Genomic DNA, 17231 nt, shown 5'->3' with positions numbered 1-17231 from the left:
CTGTAGCTGACCCAAAGCGCAACCGAGCTGACGGCAACCCCGCCGACCGCCAGCAGGCAGAAGAAGAGGAAAATCCGCAGGCGCAGGCTTAATCGGGTCAGCATGTTACACTCCGCAAGTGGCCTCGATGATCGGATCGTTGGTAGAGCCTGTTACCCAATCTGCGTTCAGCAACTGGCCGTTGTCACCAAACTCTGCCCCATCCGCCAGATTGGCGCGTTGGTTCTTGTCGCAATCCACAGCGACCGGCAATTTTGAAACCGGTGCCCAACGACCAAAGAAATACAGTTCAACGAGGCGCTGCTCAGGCACTTGGTCATTGGTGCGCACAGATAGGGTGTCGATTGCGGCAAAACGATCAACAAAGGGCATCGCATAGGTCCAGGGACGGTACAAAGCGCGGCTTTCGACCTCTTGAATGATGATCAGACCATCTGGAAGCGTATCGCGCGTGCGGTCAAACCATGAATACTCGCTGTTGATCGTCATCCCGATCATGCCAATGCCCGCCGCGACTGGTGCGGACCAACGAGGCAGGCGTCCACCTGTCAGTTTGTTGATCACCATCACGATGCCGGCTAGGGCGACGCCTGCAAATATCGTGCCGATCAGTTCTAAGAACATGAATACTCTCCAAGGTTCCTGAGGGTTTAGCCCAGCATTCCTTTACCGTGGCCGACCGCCGATTGCATTGTTTTTACCACGACAAAGGCATCTCGCAGATGACTTCGCTCAAAGTCCGAAAGATCGGAAGGGGGCAGGAAATTGTCCGGCTTCTTGTTGCCTTTCACCAGACGGGCCTGATGGTCCAGCCGCGTTTCGGCGATCAGATCGTAAGCGTCCAGCAGGTCGCGGGTACCTGAGGGGCTGAGGACGCCTGCCGCCCCAGCTGCTTTCAGGCGGGCACGTGTATTGGCCTGGGACAGTTGCCCCTGAAGGCTGTATATCCGGGCCAGGTCAACCACAGGCACAACGCCATTATGCTTTAGATCCAGCGTGTTGCGATGTTCACCCGAGCGTACCGTAGCAAACCCGCGTAACAGGCCTAGCGGCGGCGTGTGCTTTAACGAGTTCGAGATCATATGTGCCACAAAGATTGAATTCGCTTGGGCCGCGGCCAGCGTTTCGGCCTGCAGGTCATCGAACAGGTGAAATGCGCCGCCAATGGGGCGCAGGTCGAACATGACCGAGGCCAGCATCTGCGCCTCGGGGTTTGGTTTGGCGATCCACCCGCGAAAATAATCACGCCAGACACTTACCGGTTGGCACCAGCGTGGATTTGTCGCCATCATGTCGCCCGGGCAATAAAAGTACCCACATTTATCCAGCCCGTCCGACACGATTTTTGCCAGTGTCTGGAAATATGACATGTCGTCATCGGTTACTTTGTCATCCAGCATCAAGCAGTTGTCCTGATCCGACACCCCGGTTTGTTCCTGTCGTCCCTGCGATCCGCAGGCCAGCCATAGGTAAGGCACAGGTGGTGGTCCAAGCTGTTTTTCCGCCATTGCCAGCAAACGTCTGGTGGCTGTGTCGGCGATATCGGTAATCAGGCGCGTAACGATCTCGTGGCGATTTCCGGCAGCGACAAGCTGGACCAGAAGCTGGGGAATCTCTTCGGTCACTTCTGCCATCTGCTGCGCGGTTTGCGCATTTGCTATCCGGCGCACCAACTCGGCGGAATTGACCGCCTGATAGTGGGTCAGGTCTGTCTGGGTGACAATTCCGACCAGACGCCCAGCTTCGGATACCGGAATATGGCCGATGCCGCGCTCCATCATGATGTGAAGAACATCCGATCCGATATCCGACGGCGACAGCGTCACCGGGTTTGCCGTCATTATTGCCGATACAGGGGTATCCACAGACATCCCATCGGCAACGTATTTGCCCGAGATATCTCGTAAGGTGGCGATCCCCAAAAGAATGTCCCCCTCGGTGATGCAGAGAGAGGAAATATGTCTGTCCCTCATCATCTGCGCCGCTTCGCGAACGGTGGTAATAGGGGGGCAGGTTGCGGGGTTATGTGCCATCAGAACGTCGATAGCGCTGGTTGCAAGGCTTTGGGGGCTGGAGCGTTCCGTGCGGGTCCGATCAAAGAATTTGGCGACGATTTCATGTTCGTCAATGAGGTCTCGGATCAGGTTGGGCGGGATCACCAGAAAAACCGAGTTTGCGTGCGCCTGCGCTTTGGTCGCGGCTTTACCGTCTTTCAGTAAACCGCGTTCCCCGAAAGAATTGCGCAGCCCCAGATGAGAGACAATCGCGCCGTTCCTGCCAGTGATTTCAACCTGTCCTTCGTAAATCACGAATACGCCGGGCAGGGGCGCGCCCAGTTGATACACCGGGGATCCTTCTTCGACCTCCCAAACTTCGATCTGATCAGACAGCGTTGCCAGATCATCGGCGGGCAGGGCGTCATAAGGGTGAACGGATTTCAGAAACCGCGTGATCTCGGCTTGGGGCAGGGGCATCGGATACTCCTCGGTTTCTATTCGAAAAATCCCGCCCGGTGGAATGCCGGGCGGGAGTAGTCAGTCGAAAGACACGGCCTTTGGCAAGGTGCTCAGGGGCCGCATCTCTACTCAGTGATCCTGAGCGGCACCCGCGCCACGGGGAATGCGGACGCTTTCGACCAGATCCTTGATCTCTTGCGGGGTTTCTTTGGTCATGCCAGCCACCACATAGGCGACAGTGAAGTTGACCAATGCACCGATCGCACCGAACGAAGTCGACTTGATCGTACCCAACAGAGGATCAGCATCCGTGAACGAGTTGGTATCCGGAATGAACAACCAGCCCTTGTGCAGGAAGATGTAGACCAGGGTCACAGTCAGACCAGCCAGCATACCAGCAACCGCACCGGTGTTGTTGATGCGGGTCGAGAAGATCCCCATCATCAGCGCCGGGAAGATCGAGGCAGCTGCCAGACCAAACGCCAGGGCAACGGTCTGCGCTGCAAAACCTGGAGGGTTCAGGCCCAGATATGTCGCCACAACAATGGCCACGCCCATTGCGATCCGCGCCGACAGAAGCTCGGATTTTTCCGAAATCTGCGGGTTGATCGCGCCTTTGATCAGGTCGTGTGACACAGCGGACGAGATCGCCAGCAACAGGCCCGCAGCGGTCGACAGAGCAGCCGCAAGACCACCGGCAGCGACCAGACCGATCACCCAACCCGGCAGGTTGGCAATTTCGGGGTTGGCCAGAACCAGGATGTCACGGTTGAACTTGGTCAGCTCGTTTCCGACCCAGCCCTTCTCTTCCGCAAGCGCCTGCATGTCGGCATTCTTGTCGTTATAGTACTGGATCTTGCCGTCGCCGTTCTTGTCTTCCCAGTCCAGCAGGCCGGTTTTCTTCCATGTAGCCATCCAGTCATAACGGGCGTCGTTGTCGATATCTTCGACGGATACGGCGCCACCTTCGATGCCGCCATTTGGCCACATCATGTCACTGATGTTTAGACGGGCCATTGCGCCAACCGCAGGGGCGGTCAGGTAAAGCAGTGCGATGAACACCAGCGCCCAACCGGCAGACCAGCGGGCATCAGCCACTTTCGGCACGGTGAAGAAACGCATGATTACGTGCGGCAGACCGGCCGTACCGATCATCAGCGACAGCGTGAACAGCACCATGTTCAGCGTGTCCGAGTGGTGGGCGGTGTATTCGTTAAAGCCCAACTCGGTCACGATCGCATCCAGCTTGGTCAGCAGCGGTTCACCGCTGGCGGTATCACCAAACAGACCCAGAGCCGGAACCGGATTGCCAGTCAGTTGCAGGGAAATAAAGATGGCTGGGATTGTGTAGGCGGTGATCAGCACGCAGTACTGAGCGACCTGTGTGTAGGTCACGCCCTTCATCCCCCCAAACACCGCGTAGGCAAAAACAACGGCTGCACCAATTAACAACCCGGTGGTGTTTGACACTTCAAGGAAGCGGCCAAAAGCTACGCCAACGCCGGTCATCTGGCCGATCACGTAGGTCACAGACGCTACGATCAGACAGATCACCGCCACGATACGCGCGGTCTGGCTGTAAAAGCGGTCGCCAATGAACTCTGACACGGTGAACTTGCCGAACTTACGCAGGTAAGGGGCAAGAAGCAGCGCCAGCAGCACATAACCACCGGTCCAACCCATCAGGAAGGACGAGTTGTCATAACCGGTAAAGGCGATGAGGCCCGCCATCGAAATGAACGAGGCCGCAGACATCCAGTCTGCCGCTGTCGCCATACCGTTGGTGACCGGGTGAACGCCGCGACCGGCGGCGTAGAATTCTGATGTGGACCCAGCACGGGCCCAGATCGCGATGCCGATGTAAAGCGCAAAGGACGCGCCCACAAACAGCAGGTTGATGGTAAACTGGTCCATAGGGTCTTACTCCTCCTCAACGCCGTATTCAGCGTCTAGCTTGTTCATCCGCCAGGCGTAGTTGAAGATCAGCAGCAGAAAGACCAAGATGGATCCCTGTTGCGCGAACCAAAAGCCGAGATCGGTTCCGCCGACGGAAATGCCGGACAGAAGTGGACGCAGCAAAATGCCGAATCCAAACGACACCAGCGCCCAGATCACCAGGCTGATGTAGATAAGACGCAGGTTGGCCTGCCAATAGCCCTTATCGGCTTCGGCAGTCTGCGCGGAGTGTGTTGATTGATCCGCCATCGCGGGTTCCTCCTTCGCTTCCTCTTTGAGCGGCCCGTTGTCCTAACCCTCCAGCGCGCGGGGCCACTTTTCGATATGCTTGATGCCAGGTGGCATCAGGCAAGACTTCTCTGGTCCGCCAGAGCGGGTCCTTTGAAGTTTTCCTTTAGGAATTCGGCCCTTATTGAGGGTGGGTCATATTCCCCTAGTTCATTGTGTCGCTGACGATCCGTTCCAGATTGCCGGCGATGTCTTCGATATTGCCCATGGCGTTCAGACCTTTCAGAACGCCATGGTCTTGGTAATAAGTGATCAGCGGCGCGGTCTGCGCATGATAGGCAGCCAGCCGTGAGGCGACGGTTTCAGCATTGTCATCTGCGCGGCGCTTGAACTCGGTCTTGCCGCATTTGTCGCATTTGCCTTCGACTGCGGGCGTTTTGAACCGATCATGGAACCCTTCGCCACATCCGGCACATGTGTAACGGCCGGAAATACGGATCACCATTTCAGCGTCTTCAACCTCAAGACTGATGGCTGCGTTGATCTGCTGACCGGTCTCTGACAGCAGCGCGTCCAGCGCCTGTGCCTGAACCGTGGTGCGGGGGAAGCCATCCAGAATGACGCCTTTGGCGCAATCCGGCTCGGCCAGACGATCCCGCAGGATTGCAATTACGATATCGTCACTGACCAGATCACCCGCCTCCATGACAGCTTTGGCGGCTTTTCCGGCTTCGGTTCCCGCGGCAACTGCCGCCCGTAACAGGTCACCCGTGCTGAGTTGGACAAGCCCGAACTTGTCTTCGAGCATACGGGCCTGTGTACCCTTCCCGGCGCCCGGGGGGCCGAGAAGGATCAGTACGGTGGGTGTAGTGATCGTGGCAGCGTCCATCACATCCTCACTTGCTTGCGCGGTTTTCGATCAAGTTGTCGACCACGGACGGATCAGCCAAGGTCGATGTGTCACCGAGCGATCCAAAATCATTCTCGGCGATCTTACGCAGGATACGGCGCATGATCTTGCCCGAGCGGGTTTTTGGCAGGCCAGGAGCCCATTGGATCACATCCGGGCTGGCAATCGGTCCGATCTCAGTCCGAACCCAGGTGCGCAGCTCTTTCACAAGCTCGTCCGAGGGTTCGCGATCATTCATCAAGGTGACATAGCAATAGATGCCTTGCCCCTTGATATCATGGGGATAGCCCACAACCGCGGCCTCGGCCACGGCAGCATGTGCCACCAGAGCGCTTTCGACCTCGGCCGTACCCATGCGGTGCCCCGAGACGTTGATCACATCGTCCACACGTCCGGTGATCCAGTAATCGCCATCCTCGTCCCGGCGGCAGCCGTCACCGGTGAAGTAGTAGCCTTTGTAGTCCGAGAAATAAGTCTTCTCGAACCGTTCATGATCGCCCCAGACCGTACGCATCTGGCCGGGCCAGCTGTCCTTGATGCACAGCACGCCTTCGACGCCGTTGCCGTCGATCTCGACCCCGGATTGCGGGTCCAGAACCACAGGCTGGATGCCAAAGAACGGCTTCATGGCCGAGCCGGGCTTCATCGCGTGGGCGCCGGGCAGGGGGGTCATCAGGTGACCACCGGTTTCGGTTTGCCACCAGGTGTCCACGATCGGGCAGCGCCCACCGCCGACAACGTCATTGTACCAGTTCCACGCTTCCGGGTTGATCGGCTCACCCACAGTGCCCAGCGTGCGCAGATCGCTCAGATCGCATTTCTCGACCCATTCATTGCCTTGCCCCATCAGGGCGCGCAAAGCGGTAGGGGCCGTGTAGAATTGATTGACCTTGTGCTTTTCACAGACCTGCCAAAAGCGGGATGCATCCGGATAGGTCGGAACACCTTCGAACATCAGCGTGGTCGCGCCATTGGCCAGTGGGCCATAGACGATATAGCTGTGGCCGGTCACCCAACCGACATCGGCGGTACACCAATAGACGTCGCCTTCATGGTAATCGAAGGTGATCTCATGCGTCATTGCCGCATAGACCAGATATCCGCCGGTGGTATGCACCACACCTTTCGGCTGACCGGTCGACCCGGAGGTATACAGAATGAACAGAGGGTCTTCGGCGTCCATTTCCGCAGGCGCGCAATAGTCATCCGCCTCGAGCGCCATTTCGTTATAGTCGTAGTCGCGCCCGTCGATCCATGTGGTCTGGCCGTTGGTACGCTTGACAACCAAGCATTTCACCGTGTCCTTGCAGTGCAGCAGGGCCGCGTCTGCGTTTGACTTCAACGGTGTCTTACGGCCGCCGCGAGGGGCCTCATCAGCTGTAATCAGAACCTTGGCGTCGCATCCGTTGACGCGTGCAGCCAGGGCATCAGGGGAAAACCCTGCAAAAACAATCGAGTGGATTGCGCCGATACGTGCGCACGCCAGCATGGCATATGCAGCCTCGGGGATCATCGGAAGATAAATGACTACGCGGTCGCCTTTGCGCACGCCCATGGAAACCAGGATATTCGCCATCCGGCAGGTGCGGCGGTGCAGTTCGGCATAGGTGATGTGTTGGGCGGGTTCATTCGGGTCATCAGGTTCCCAGATGATCGCAGTCTGATCGCCGCGTGTATTCAGATGACGATCCAGGCAGTTGGCTGAAACGTTCAGAGTGCCATCCGCATACCAGTTGATCCCGACCGAGCCCAAATCATAGCTGACGTCTTTCACTTGGGTATAGGGTTTGATCCAGTCAACGCGTTTGCCCTGTTTGCCCCAGAATGCAACGGGGTCGTTTATAGAAGCCGTGTACATTTCGCCGTATTTCTTGGCATCGACATGCGCACGCGCTGAAATTTCTGCGGATGGCGGATAAACTTTGGCATCTGCCTGAGCAGCGGTTGTCATTCTGAGGTTCCTCCCTCTGGACTTAAATTCACTGGGACAATCTTGCCCGCTGAACAGGCAATGTCGACCTGTTTCCTCCCGATGCAGGATAATACGGAGATCAGAAAACAAAGAAATAAATTACAGAAATAGCAGGGTTTATTTGTTAATAAATTTCAATCCCTTTGAAGGAATTGTAAAGGAAATCGTAAGATGTCAAAAAAGCATATTTAAAACAGCAATATAGATGTTAATCACTTTTCAACTGTTTTCAAAGTGCTCGCCCGTGAAATTTACACATTTCATATACACCTTATGATTGTTAGCGCTGGCGGGCGGATTGCAGATTTTGGTGGGTGGTCTGGCAGGGGTTGGCACATATCGATGTTGGCGCTAGCTTTACGCGCAAGCGACCCAAAAAAGGGGGCGCATCAATGGGAGAAATCACTATGACTAAAATGTTGAGCGGTGCCGCCGTCGCCGCCCTGACTGTTGCATTCGTTACCGAAGCTGCAGCAACAGAATGGAATGCTTCGGTCTGGGGCAAACGCCGGGCCTTTACCGAACATGTCGAGAAACTGGCTGAACTGGTCAGCGAAAAAACCGGTGGCGAATTCACGATCAATGTCAGCTATGGCGGGCTGTCAAAGCCGAAAGAGAATCTGGACGGGATTGAGATCGGTGCATTCGAGATGGCGCAGTTCTGCGCAGGCTATCACCGCGACAAAAATCGGGCGATCACTGTACTTGAACTGCCGTTCCTGGGTGTGAACAATTTGGAAGAAGAGGTGGCCGTCAGCCACGCTGTATATGATCATCCCGCCGTTAAGGATGAGATGGCTCAGTGGAATGCCCGGATCATCATGACGTCGCCAATGCCCCAGTATAATATCGTTGGAACCGGTGATCCGCGCTCAACGCTTGCAGATTTTGACGGCATGCGTGTACGTGCGACTGGCGGGCTGGGCCAGGCGTTTGAGGCCGTTGGCGGTGTTCCAACATCGGTGCCCGCGACCGAGGCGTTTAATGCGATGGAATCCGGTGTTGTTGATACAGTGGCCTTTGCTCAGCACGCACATTTGTCTTTCGGCACTATCAACGAAGCCGACTGGTGGACGGCCAACCTGAACCCCGGCACTGTAAACTGTCCGGTTGTGGTCAATATCGACGCCTACGAAGCGCTGCCTGCGGAACATCGTGAAGCGCTTAACAGTTCTGTCGACGAGGCCATTGCCCATTATCTCACCAATTACGGCGGTCTGCTGGAGCAGTGGGATGGTGTGTTGACCGAAAAAGGCGTGCAGAAAGTTCAGATCGACGAAGCCGTGCTGGAGGAATTCCGCACCAAGGCTGCTGATCCGATCCGCGAGCAGTGGATCGCTGACATGTCCGCGCAGGGTCTGCCTGCGCAGGATCTATATGATCTTGTTCAACTGACGCTGAAACAACAGCGTGGCGGGAACTGATCACGCGTTCCGGGTACCCTGCGCGGTACCCGGACACTGATTCCAATACAGAGAGGGCCAGCGGAATGGCAGGACAGGCGACGGTGCTTGCGGATGATAGCCGTCTGAGCAGGCTGGACCAGCTGCTGTTAAGGGCCGAGCGTACGCTTGCACTGATCAGCGGAATTGCCGTGTTCGGGTTAATGGTGCTGGCAGTTGTCTCGGTGAGTGGGCGCAACGCCTATAACGCGCCATTGCCGGGCTATGTCGATTGGATCGAGCAAGCCATGCCTTTGATTGCGTTTCTAGGTATCTCTTACGTACAACGCGATGGGGGCCATATCCGGATGGATATTGTCATTTCGCGGCTACACGGACGGGCTTTGTGGCTGTTCGAGTTGATTTCGGTCGTTCTCATCCTGGTGCTCATGTTGGCATTGGTCTGGGGCAGCTGGTCCCATTTCGACAGATCATTCGACTTTGGCGCACCTCTGTGGAGCCGGGACAGCTCGATCGACATTGGCATCCCGCTCTGGCCTGCCAAGTTACTGGCACCTATTGCGTTTTCGGTACTTTGCTTGCGGCTTGTGCTGCAAATCTGGGGTTATGGACGGGCCTTTGTGCTGGGCCTACAAAACCCAGTTGCGGTGCCGATGATACAGGACGCTGCTGCGCAGGCTGCCGCTGAAGCCGAACAATTCGAAGGGCAGGACTAGCATATGGACTCGATTGAGATTGGCCTCTGGGTCACCGGTGGTCTGCTGGTTCTGGTTATCACCGGAATGCGTGTGGCTTTTGCCGCGGCTTTGGCGGGGCTGATCGGTCTGGTTTGGATATTCTGGGCCAAATTCGGATATGATCCTGACCGATTTGGCAAGGCGCTGACCGTTGCGGTAAAAACCGCAGGGCAAGTGCCGCATTCCAAGGTTGCAGCCCATACGCTCAGCCTGATCCCGACCTTTATCCTGATCGGTTACCTTGCCTATTACGCAGGCCTCACGCGCGCGCTGTTCGAGGCGGCCAAGCGCTGGGTGGCCTGGGTTCCGGGTGGGCTTGCGGTCGCAACCGTGTTCGCCACCGCTGGGTTTGCTGCAGTCTCGGGGGCATCGGTCGCGACATCTGCGGTATTTGCCCGGATCGCGATCCCGGAAATGCTGAAGGTCGGGTACAACAAACAATTTGCGGCGGGCGTAGTTGCTGCAGGTGGCACTTTGGCCTCACTGATCCCGCCCTCGGCGATCCTTGTGATTTATGCGATCATCGTGGAACAGGATGTGGGCAAACTGCTGCTCGCCGGGTTCATACCGGGAGCGTTTTCGGCGGTTATCTATGGTCTGCTGATCGTCGGCATCGCCGTTGTGTTCAAAAATGTCGGCCCGCCGGTCACTGGCTTTACTTGGAAACAGCGTTTTGCCGCGCTGCCTGGTGCCCTACCGATTGTTGCGGTGATCCTGATCATCATCTGCTTCGTCTATAACCCGTTTGGTGAAAAAGCCTGGGGCACGCCAACCGAAGGCGGGGCAATCGGTGCCTTTATCGTGTTCTGCTTCGCGCTGTTCCACGGCATGAGATGGGCAGAGTTGAAATCCGCACTGCTTGAGACCGCCAAACTGACCGCGATGATCTTTTCGATCATCTGGGGCGTGCTGATCTATGTCAGGTTCCTGGGTTTCGCCGATTTGCCAAGCGCGTTTTCCGACTGGATCACGTCGCTGACAATGTCACCCATGCTGATCCTGATCTGCATCCTGCTGGCCTATGCGGTGCTCGGCATGTTCATGGATGCCATCGGGATGCTATTGCTGACTCTGCCGGTTGTCTATCCGGCAGTTATGGCGCTGAACGGGGGCGAGGCCGTCACCGCTGCGGAAAGTACGTTTGGGATGTCCGGTCCGATGTGCGCCATCTGGTTTGGTATTTTGGTGGTGAAAATGGCCGAGTTCTGCCTGATCACGCCACCGATCGGTTTGAATTGCTTTGTCGTTGCCGGCGTCCGCCCTGATCTGAGCGTTCAGGACGTGTTCAAGGGCGTGACGCCGTTTTTCATCGCCGACGCCGTGACGATTGCGCTGCTGGTCGCCTTTCCGGGCATCGTTCTGTACCTGCCTTCGCTGGCCGGGTAATTGGCATCTGACGAAGTCAATCTTTGGTGATACCTGCCCCCGGCTGGCGCGTGGGGGCAGGGTATCTCTATTTCGCGCGCATCAGCATTCCGTACAGATCGCGCGGGTCGTCAGGGTCTGCCAGCATGTCCAGGGGTTCGTAGTAATCTGTGCCCCGGACTACGGACTGGATGTAGCGCAGGGCTGAAAAATCCTCGATCGCGAAACCTACGCTGTCAAACAACGTGATCTGACGATCATCTTTGCGACCCTCGGCCTGTCCCGTCATGACCTGCCACAACTCGGTGACGGGATGATCGTCTTCCAGGGCCTGAATCTCGCCCTCAATACGTGTTTGCTCCGGGTATTCGACGAATATTTCAGAGCGTAGCAGGATATCCCTGTGCAGTTCGGTTTTGCCGGGACAGTCGCCGCCGATCGCGTTGATGTGGACGCCTGGGCCGACCAAGTTATCGGTCAGGATCGTGGCATTTTTCTTGTCCGCCGTGCAGGTCGTGATGATATGCGCGCCTTCGATGGCGTCCTCAGGGGATTTGCATTTCACGACCGAGAGGCCAGAGCCCGCCAAGTTGGCCGCACATTTTTCGGTAGCAGCCGCGTCGGTATCGTACAAGCGAACAGTATCAATCCCGCACATGGCCTTGAAGGCGAGGCACTGAAATTCGGATTGCGCGCCATTCCCGATCATTGCCATGGTCGAGGCCGATTTGGGCGCAAGATAACTGCCGACCAGGGCAGAGGTTGCTGCGGTGCGCAATGCAGTCAGCATGGTCATTTCGGTCAGCAGGGTCGGATAGCCTGTGTAGACGTCTGCCAGCAATCCAAATGCGGTAACGGTCTGTAGGCCCTCGGAGGTGTTCTTGGGGTGGCCGTTGACGTATTTAAACCCATAGGCCTCACCGTCTGAGGTTGGCATCAGTTCAATCACCCCATGTGGCGAGTGGGCAGGGATGCGGGGTGTTTTGTCAAAGCTTTCCCACCGTTTGAAATCAGCTTCGATTTGCGCCGCAATATCGGTGATCATACGTTCGACGCCGATGTGGTGGACCAGTCTCATCATATTGTCGACAGACACAAACGGCACCAGGGCCTTTTCAGATGGTTGCATTAGGGGCTCCTATCGGCGGGACAGGTGGATGCCCGCAATCATGCAGCGCACGGATCCACCGGCAGTTTCAATGGTGGGAATCGAAAGCGGCAGAGGTGTCGCGCTGGCTTCGATTGTAGCGATTTGTTCCGGGGTCAGGGCGGCAAGTGCCCGGCTGGACAGCGCCAGCACGGGACCATTCAGGCCGCTCAGTTCGATGGCGTTGCCAGCAAATTCAGCGATCTGATCATGTGTCAGGTCGATGACCGTGCGACCGGATTCTTCCAGCCTGGCTTTCACTGTCGCGCGGCGTTCGGGGTCCGCGATCATATCAAGACAGATCAGCGCGTATTTGGAGCCGATGCCCATCAGAACATTCGTGTGATAGACATCACGTCCTGCGGCATCATGCGCCTCGAATGCGATGGGCTCATAGTTGAAATGGGTGCAGAAACGCTCCAACAGAACGGGGTCGGCGCGGTTGGATTTGACCGTGTAGGCCACGCGGCCAATGTGGTCCAGAACCATCGCTCCGGTGCCTTCCAGCGCCAGTCTGTCCTGTTCAAGCCCGGAATAATCGATCACGTCCTGAACACGATACTCCTGTTTCAACATTTCTATGACGTCGGCGCGACGTTCGCGCCTGCGCGACGGCACAAACATCGGATAGATTGCCACATGTCCGCCGGGATGGGTCGAGAACCAGTTGTTCGGAAATACGCTGTCTGGTGTGTCGAGGTCTCCGAAATCGTCGAAGACATGAACCTTAATACCCGCATCGCGCAGCAGCGCCACCGCCTGATCATGTTCATCGCGTGCTTGGACAGACGTGGCCGCTGCCGAGCGGTTGGCCAAGGTCTGGAACGCATTGTCGTCGCGTGTCTCGGGGTTCGAAGCAAACGCATGGGGCCGGATCATCACAACGGCTGGTGGGGCTTGTAGAGATTGCATCAGAAGCTCCGGGTGGGGCGGTCAAAGATGCGGCGGCCCAGCAATGAGGCGGCCAGATCCACCATCAATTTTGCAGTGCGGCCGCGTTCGTCCAGAAACGGGTTCAATTCTACCAGATCCAGCGAGCAGACAAGACCGCTTTCGTGCAGCAGTTCCATCACTAGATGAGCCTCGCGTTCGGTCGCGCCACCTGGAACTGTTGTGCCAACTGCAGGAGCAATGGACGGATCAAGGAAATCCACATCCAGCGAAACATGAAGGATGCCATCCGCTGCCCGGACCCGCTCCAGAAAGGCCATCAGCGGTGCTTTGATGCCGTTTTCGTCGATGCTTCGCATATCGGCCAGCATTGCGCGATCCTGTTCCAGCCGAGCCCGTTCGGCTGGGTCGACCGAGCGCAGACCGATCATGCCGACCCGGTCGGTCGGAACTGGCGATGAAACCGGTGGGAAGTCGTCAAATCCGGGCTGTCCGGTGAAATAGGCTACGGGTGTCCCGTGCAGGTTGCCGCTATCGGTGCTCTCGGGTGTGTGGAAATCGCTATGCGCGTCCAGCCAGAGAACGAACAGTGGGCGTTCGATCCGCTCGGCGTGCTGTGCCATGCCCAAAACCGTGCCCATCGAAAGCGCATGATCGCCGCCCATGAAAATTGGCAGGCCTTGTGGGGCGACATCCTGCGCGACACGGCTGAGAGCTTTGGTCCAGCCGACACACTCGGGCAGGGCGAAGAGATGCGAATGTTCGGACATATCCGGAATGTCAGGTGTGACATCGCCGAGATCCCGTAGGTGAAGACCGAGATCGGAAAGAGCTGATTGAAGCCCCGCAACCCGATAGGCATCGGGGCCCATCCGGCAGCCCTGTCGACGCTTGCCCGAATCCATCGGGGCGCCAACCAGAATTACGTTGTTTGTATCCATATGGAATACTACTCCGGCAATGTGGCTTGCGGATAGGGATCAAAATGCTCAAAATGGAACCGCAAGTGACATAACGGAAGTATTGAATGGACGATTTGGATGGCAAGCTTCTCAGCGCTCTGCATCGGGATGCCCGTGCTTCACTCTCGGAACTGGCTGAAACACTGGGAGTCACACGCACAACAGTGCGCAGCCGTCTGCAACGTTTGAAGCAATCCGGTGAGATTGTAGGTTTTACGGTTCTGACACGGCAGGATGTGGCGCAAAGCCCGGTCAGAGGGTTGATGATGCTGGAAATCGAAGGGCGCGGCACCGAGCGCACCATGGCCCAAATTGCCGCCATGCCACAGGTGCGGGCTGTCCATTCGACAAATGGCGGTTGGGACTTGATTGCCGAGATTGGGACCGAGACCCTGGCCGAACTGGATGAAATCCTGTTTCGCATCCGCAGGATCGAAGGGATTACGCGATCCGAAACCAACTTGCTTCTTTCTACTCGGAAAGGCCGCGTCTGATTGCTGTAGTGCTTTGAGCAGCAAGGAATATGTGTAAAAGTTGCGATGCGTTCGCCACCCGCGCAAAGGCAGCTGCAAACCTGAAACAGGGAAATCACATGACTGATCAGGATACAGGCAAAGAACTCTGGGCCATCAGACTTGCCGAAAGAGTATCCGGTTTTCTGGAACGACCCCTGGTCAGAACCGCCATTCCCGTAATCGTCATGCTGGTCGCCCTGACCGTGCTGCATGAACTGTCTGCGCATGTGAAATGGTCATCCGTTCAGACGGATGTGGCGAACACCTCTTGGACGCTGTTGTTCATCGCCTTGTGCTGGACCGCTTTTAGCTTTGTTTCCCTGTCTTTATACGACGTCTTTGCAGTCCAGAGCGTTGCCGACGGTGAGGTCCCTTTGCCGGTTGCGGGCATGGCCGGGGCCTGTGGTTATGCGGTGTCAAATTGCCTTGGGTTTTCCTACATCACGGGCACGGCGATCCGGTATCGGATCTACGCATCTTTGGGGCTGGATCTGGGGCGTGTCGCTGGGGTTATTGCGACCTCGTGGATCGCTTTCTGGTCCGGCATGACCTTGCTGTTAGGGGCTTTGCTGACCTTTCATCCCGACGGGATATCGAAGGTTTTGCCAATCAGCGATACGGTCGAGACGGTCATAGGATTGGGCCTTTTGATCGCTCTGGCAACGCTGTTCATCTGGCTGTCGAAAGGCGGGCGCAGGCTGGCCTATGGCGGGGTTGGATTTAACCTTCCCGGCGGCAAACTGGCCGGGTTGCTGACGCTGGCGGCCTTGGGCGATGTGTTTGGTGCGTCGATGGTTCTGTATGTGCTGCTGCCGACAGACCTTGGGATCGGCTACCCCTATTTCTTCACCATCTTTATTGGCGCGATTGCGGTCGGTATCCTCAGCCATGCGCCGGGTGGAATTGGCGCCTTCGAGGCGACTATGATCGCGGGACTTGGCGCGTCAGGCCGGTCGGATGTCATTGCCGCGCTGCTGCTGTACCGCCTGGTCTATACGTTTCTTCCCTTCCTCATCGCCACGCTTTCAATCGCTGTGGCATCAGCGCTGAGCCACCGGCGACATATTACTGGTGCAGCCACTTGGGTTTATCGAGTGATCCGTCCGATCGTGCCCATGGTGGCCGCAGGCGTGGCCGCAGTGGCCGGTGTGATACTTCTGGTCTCCGGCGCGTTGCCTGCAAGCAGCGGTAACCTGGGTGTGCTGCGGGATTTCCTACCCCTGTCCTTTGTCGAAGCGTCCCACTTGGCCGGAAGTGCGGTAGGGGTCTTGCTGATCCTTGTGTCACGGGGGCTGTTTCGCAAGCTTTACCGGGCTTGGGTTGTGGCCATGCTGTTGATGCTGGCCGGTTTTGTCGCTTCGCTGACCAAAGGGCTGGATACGCACGAAGCGCTCAGCATGGTGGGTAGCATCGTTCTGCTGGCCATGTTCCGGGATGCTTTCTATCGGGTTAGCGGCGCTTCGATCTTCAGGTTGAACATACCTTGGCTGGTCAGCGTTCTTGCATTGCTTGCGGTGATCTTTTGGGTGGGTCTGTTTGCTTATTCCCATGTCGAATATCAAAATGCCCTGTGGTGGGAGTTTGCCTGGAACGGCGACGCCTCGCGGTTCCTACGATCCAGCCTTGTGGTTGCGGTCATCCTTGGGGTGGTTGCCGTTAGCTCTCTGTTCGGGCGCGAGATTCCTGTTCCAGCCCGCACAGAAATCCCCGAAGTAGTCGAACGTCTGGTGATGGAAAGCGAAGACACAGAATCCCAGATTTCCCTGACCGGGGACAAGCAGTTCCTGATCGCGCCGGATGAAACCGCTTTTCTGGCTTATGCCGATACCGGCAACGCACTGGTCACCAAAGGTGAGCCAGTAGGGGATGAAACCGCCGGTAAACAGCTGATATGGCAGCTGCGCGAGATGGCGGACCGTGAGGGTAAACTTTGTGCCTTCTACAGCGTTTCCACCAAATACCTGCCGACCTTTCTAGACCTTGGCCTGTCGATCCTGAAAATTGGCGAAGTAGCGCGGGTGCCGCTGAAAGATTTTTCGCTGGACGGAAAATCCCGCAAGCGGTTCCGTCAGGCCAAGAACCGGGCCGAACGCGAAGGGTATGTTTTCGAGATTATTCCAAAACAGGAACTAACCCTGATCCTGCCCGAGTTGCGCAAGATTTCGGATGACTGGCTGGCGCAAAAGGCTGGGGCCGAGAAAGGTTTTGCGCTTGGCGGATTTGATGAAACCTATCTGTCCTATTTCGACCACGCGGTGCTGCGGAATGGCGAAACAGGTGAGATCGTCGCGTTTGCTAACCTGTTTCAGGGCGGGCAAAAATCAGAACTGTCGCTGGATCTGATGCGGTATGAACCAGATAGCCCAAGTTTTGTTATGGATGCGCTGTTTGCCGAGATGATGTCATGGGGCGCCGAGCAGGGGTTCCACTGGTTCTCGCTGGGGGCGGCACCGTTTTCCGGGATCGAAAACCGGCAACTGGCATCACTGTGGAACCGCATTGGCGGCTTTGTCTATGAACATGGCGAACAGTTTTATCACTTCGAGGGGCTGCGCTCGTTCAAGCAGAAATTCGAACCAGAATGGAGCCCGAACTATTTGGCCAGCCCCGGAGGACTGGCCGCGCCGCGTATTCTCTACGAGGTCAACATTCTGATTTCGGGCGGCTTGCGCGGTCTGACGAAATAGCG

Annotated in this window: 14 protein-coding genes; 5 read left to right on the top strand and 9 right to left on the bottom strand. The window is 56.9% G+C overall.

What is annotated here, in order from left to right:
• Positions 1-105 precede the first annotated feature (105 nt).
• The 6 genes from AC2FJV_RS19525 to acs form a co-directional block, all read right to left on the bottom strand.
• Positions 106-624, bottom strand: a complete 519-nt coding sequence (locus AC2FJV_RS19525) for a hypothetical protein (protein ID WP_142634335.1) — start codon at positions 622-624, stop codon at positions 106-108.
• 26 nt (positions 625-650) lie between these two features.
• Complete coding sequence (locus AC2FJV_RS19520) at positions 651-2474, bottom strand: DUF294 nucleotidyltransferase-like domain-containing protein (protein WP_496714426.1); 1824 nt, start codon at positions 2472-2474, stop codon at positions 651-653.
• A 111-nt stretch (positions 2475-2585) separates the two neighbouring features.
• Complete coding sequence (locus AC2FJV_RS19515) at positions 2586-4370, bottom strand: sodium:solute symporter family protein (protein ID WP_142634331.1); 1785 nt, start codon at positions 4368-4370, stop codon at positions 2586-2588.
• Between the two features lie 6 nt (positions 4371-4376).
• On the bottom strand, positions 4377-4661 hold the full coding sequence (locus tag AC2FJV_RS19510) for a DUF4212 domain-containing protein (RefSeq protein ID WP_142634329.1): 285 nt from the start codon (positions 4659-4661) through the stop codon (positions 4377-4379).
• A 184-nt stretch (positions 4662-4845) separates the two neighbouring features.
• Entirely contained in the window at positions 4846-5529 is a 684-nt protein-coding gene (locus AC2FJV_RS19505) for an adenylate kinase (protein WP_142634327.1), read from the bottom strand.
• 7 nt (positions 5530-5536) lie between these two features.
• Positions 5537-7501, bottom strand: a complete 1965-nt coding sequence (gene acs, locus AC2FJV_RS19500; RefSeq protein WP_496714424.1) for an acetate--CoA ligase — start codon at positions 7499-7501, stop codon at positions 5537-5539.
• 428 nt (positions 7502-7929) lie between these two features.
• Here acs and AC2FJV_RS19495 point away from each other — a divergent pair, with 428 nt between their 5' ends.
• From AC2FJV_RS19495 to AC2FJV_RS19485, 3 genes are all read left to right on the top strand, one after another.
• Positions 7930-8946, top strand: coding sequence for a C4-dicarboxylate TRAP transporter substrate-binding protein (locus tag AC2FJV_RS19495; RefSeq protein WP_496687677.1), 1017 nt, complete (start codon positions 7930-7932; stop codon positions 8944-8946).
• Between the two features lie 65 nt (positions 8947-9011).
• Positions 9012-9641: a TRAP transporter small permease subunit gene (locus AC2FJV_RS19490; RefSeq protein WP_142634321.1), complete on the top strand. Its 630-nt coding sequence runs from the start codon at positions 9012-9014 to the stop codon at positions 9639-9641.
• 3 nt (positions 9642-9644) lie between these two features.
• Positions 9645-11048, top strand: coding sequence for a TRAP transporter large permease (locus tag AC2FJV_RS19485; RefSeq protein ID WP_142634319.1), 1404 nt, complete (start codon positions 9645-9647; stop codon positions 11046-11048).
• Between the two features lie 67 nt (positions 11049-11115).
• Here the strand turns inward: AC2FJV_RS19485 and ocd are convergent, their stop codons facing one another.
• From ocd to rocF, 3 genes are read right to left on the bottom strand one after another with little or no spacing between them, the layout of a single operon-like run.
• Positions 11116-12156, bottom strand: a complete 1041-nt coding sequence (gene ocd, locus AC2FJV_RS19480) for an ornithine cyclodeaminase (protein WP_496714422.1) — start codon at positions 12154-12156, stop codon at positions 11116-11118.
• 9 nt (positions 12157-12165) lie between these two features.
• Positions 12166-13086, bottom strand: a complete 921-nt coding sequence (gene ctlX / locus AC2FJV_RS19475) for a citrulline utilization hydrolase CtlX (RefSeq protein ID WP_271946611.1) — start codon at positions 13084-13086, stop codon at positions 12166-12168.
• On the bottom strand, positions 13086-14006 hold the full coding sequence (rocF, locus tag AC2FJV_RS19470) for an arginase (RefSeq protein ID WP_496687679.1): 921 nt from the start codon (positions 14004-14006) through the stop codon (positions 13086-13088). The genes ctlX and rocF overlap by 1 nt, the downstream gene beginning before the upstream one ends.
• Positions 14007-14092: 86 nt before the next feature.
• Between rocF and AC2FJV_RS19465 the strand changes: the two genes are divergently transcribed.
• Both AC2FJV_RS19465 and mprF read left to right on the top strand, forming a co-directional pair.
• The gene (locus tag AC2FJV_RS19465) at positions 14093-14521 is read left to right on the top strand and encodes an Lrp/AsnC family transcriptional regulator (protein WP_142634311.1); all 429 of its coding nucleotides are present in this window, start codon (positions 14093-14095) and stop codon (positions 14519-14521) included.
• A 98-nt stretch (positions 14522-14619) separates the two neighbouring features.
• Positions 14620-17229 (top strand): bifunctional lysylphosphatidylglycerol flippase/synthetase MprF, encoded by a 2610-nt coding sequence (gene mprF / locus AC2FJV_RS19460; RefSeq protein WP_496714421.1) that lies wholly within the window; start codon positions 14620-14622, stop codon positions 17227-17229.
• Positions 17230-17231: the final 2 nt, after the last annotated feature.

This window comes from Ruegeria sp. CDSA241 (assembly GCF_059611265.1).
The sequence above is the reverse complement of the archived record's forward strand: the minus strand, read 5'-3'. Positions and strand labels throughout refer to the sequence as shown.

Excerpts from the sequence above, each read along its gene's own strand:
- acs (WP_496714424.1), bottom strand. The coding sequence starts at position 7,501 with ATGACAACCGCTGCTCAGGCAGATGCCAAAGTTTATCCGCCATCCGCA.
- AC2FJV_RS19525 (WP_142634335.1), bottom strand. The coding sequence starts at position 624 with ATGTTCTTAGAACTGATCGGCACGATATTTGCAGGCGTCGCCCTAGCC.
- AC2FJV_RS19505 (WP_142634327.1), bottom strand. The coding sequence starts at position 5,529 with ATGGACGCTGCCACGATCACTACACCCACCGTACTGATCCTTCTCGGC.
- rocF (WP_496687679.1), bottom strand. The coding sequence starts at position 14,006 with ATGGATACAAACAACGTAATTCTGGTTGGCGCCCCGATGGATTCGGGC.
- AC2FJV_RS19485 (WP_142634319.1), top strand. The coding sequence starts at position 9,645 with ATGGACTCGATTGAGATTGGCCTCTGGGTCACCGGTGGTCTGCTGGTT.
- AC2FJV_RS19465 (WP_142634311.1), top strand. The coding sequence starts at position 14,093 with ATGGACGATTTGGATGGCAAGCTTCTCAGCGCTCTGCATCGGGATGCC.
- AC2FJV_RS19520 (WP_496714426.1), bottom strand. The coding sequence starts at position 2,474 with ATGCCCCTGCCCCAAGCCGAGATCACGCGGTTTCTGAAATCCGTTCAC.
- ocd (WP_496714422.1), bottom strand. The coding sequence starts at position 12,156 with ATGCAACCATCTGAAAAGGCCCTGGTGCCGTTTGTGTCTGTCGACAAT.
- AC2FJV_RS19515 (WP_142634331.1), bottom strand. The coding sequence starts at position 4,370 with ATGGACCAGTTTACCATCAACCTGCTGTTTGTGGGCGCGTCCTTTGCG.
- AC2FJV_RS19495 (WP_496687677.1), top strand. The coding sequence starts at position 7,930 with ATGACTAAAATGTTGAGCGGTGCCGCCGTCGCCGCCCTGACTGTTGCA.
- mprF (WP_496714421.1), top strand. The coding sequence starts at position 14,620 with ATGACTGATCAGGATACAGGCAAAGAACTCTGGGCCATCAGACTTGCC.
- AC2FJV_RS19490 (WP_142634321.1), top strand. The coding sequence starts at position 9,012 with ATGGCAGGACAGGCGACGGTGCTTGCGGATGATAGCCGTCTGAGCAGG.
- AC2FJV_RS19510 (WP_142634329.1), bottom strand. The coding sequence starts at position 4,661 with ATGGCGGATCAATCAACACACTCCGCGCAGACTGCCGAAGCCGATAAG.
- ctlX (WP_271946611.1), bottom strand. The coding sequence starts at position 13,086 with ATGCAATCTCTACAAGCCCCACCAGCCGTTGTGATGATCCGGCCCCAT.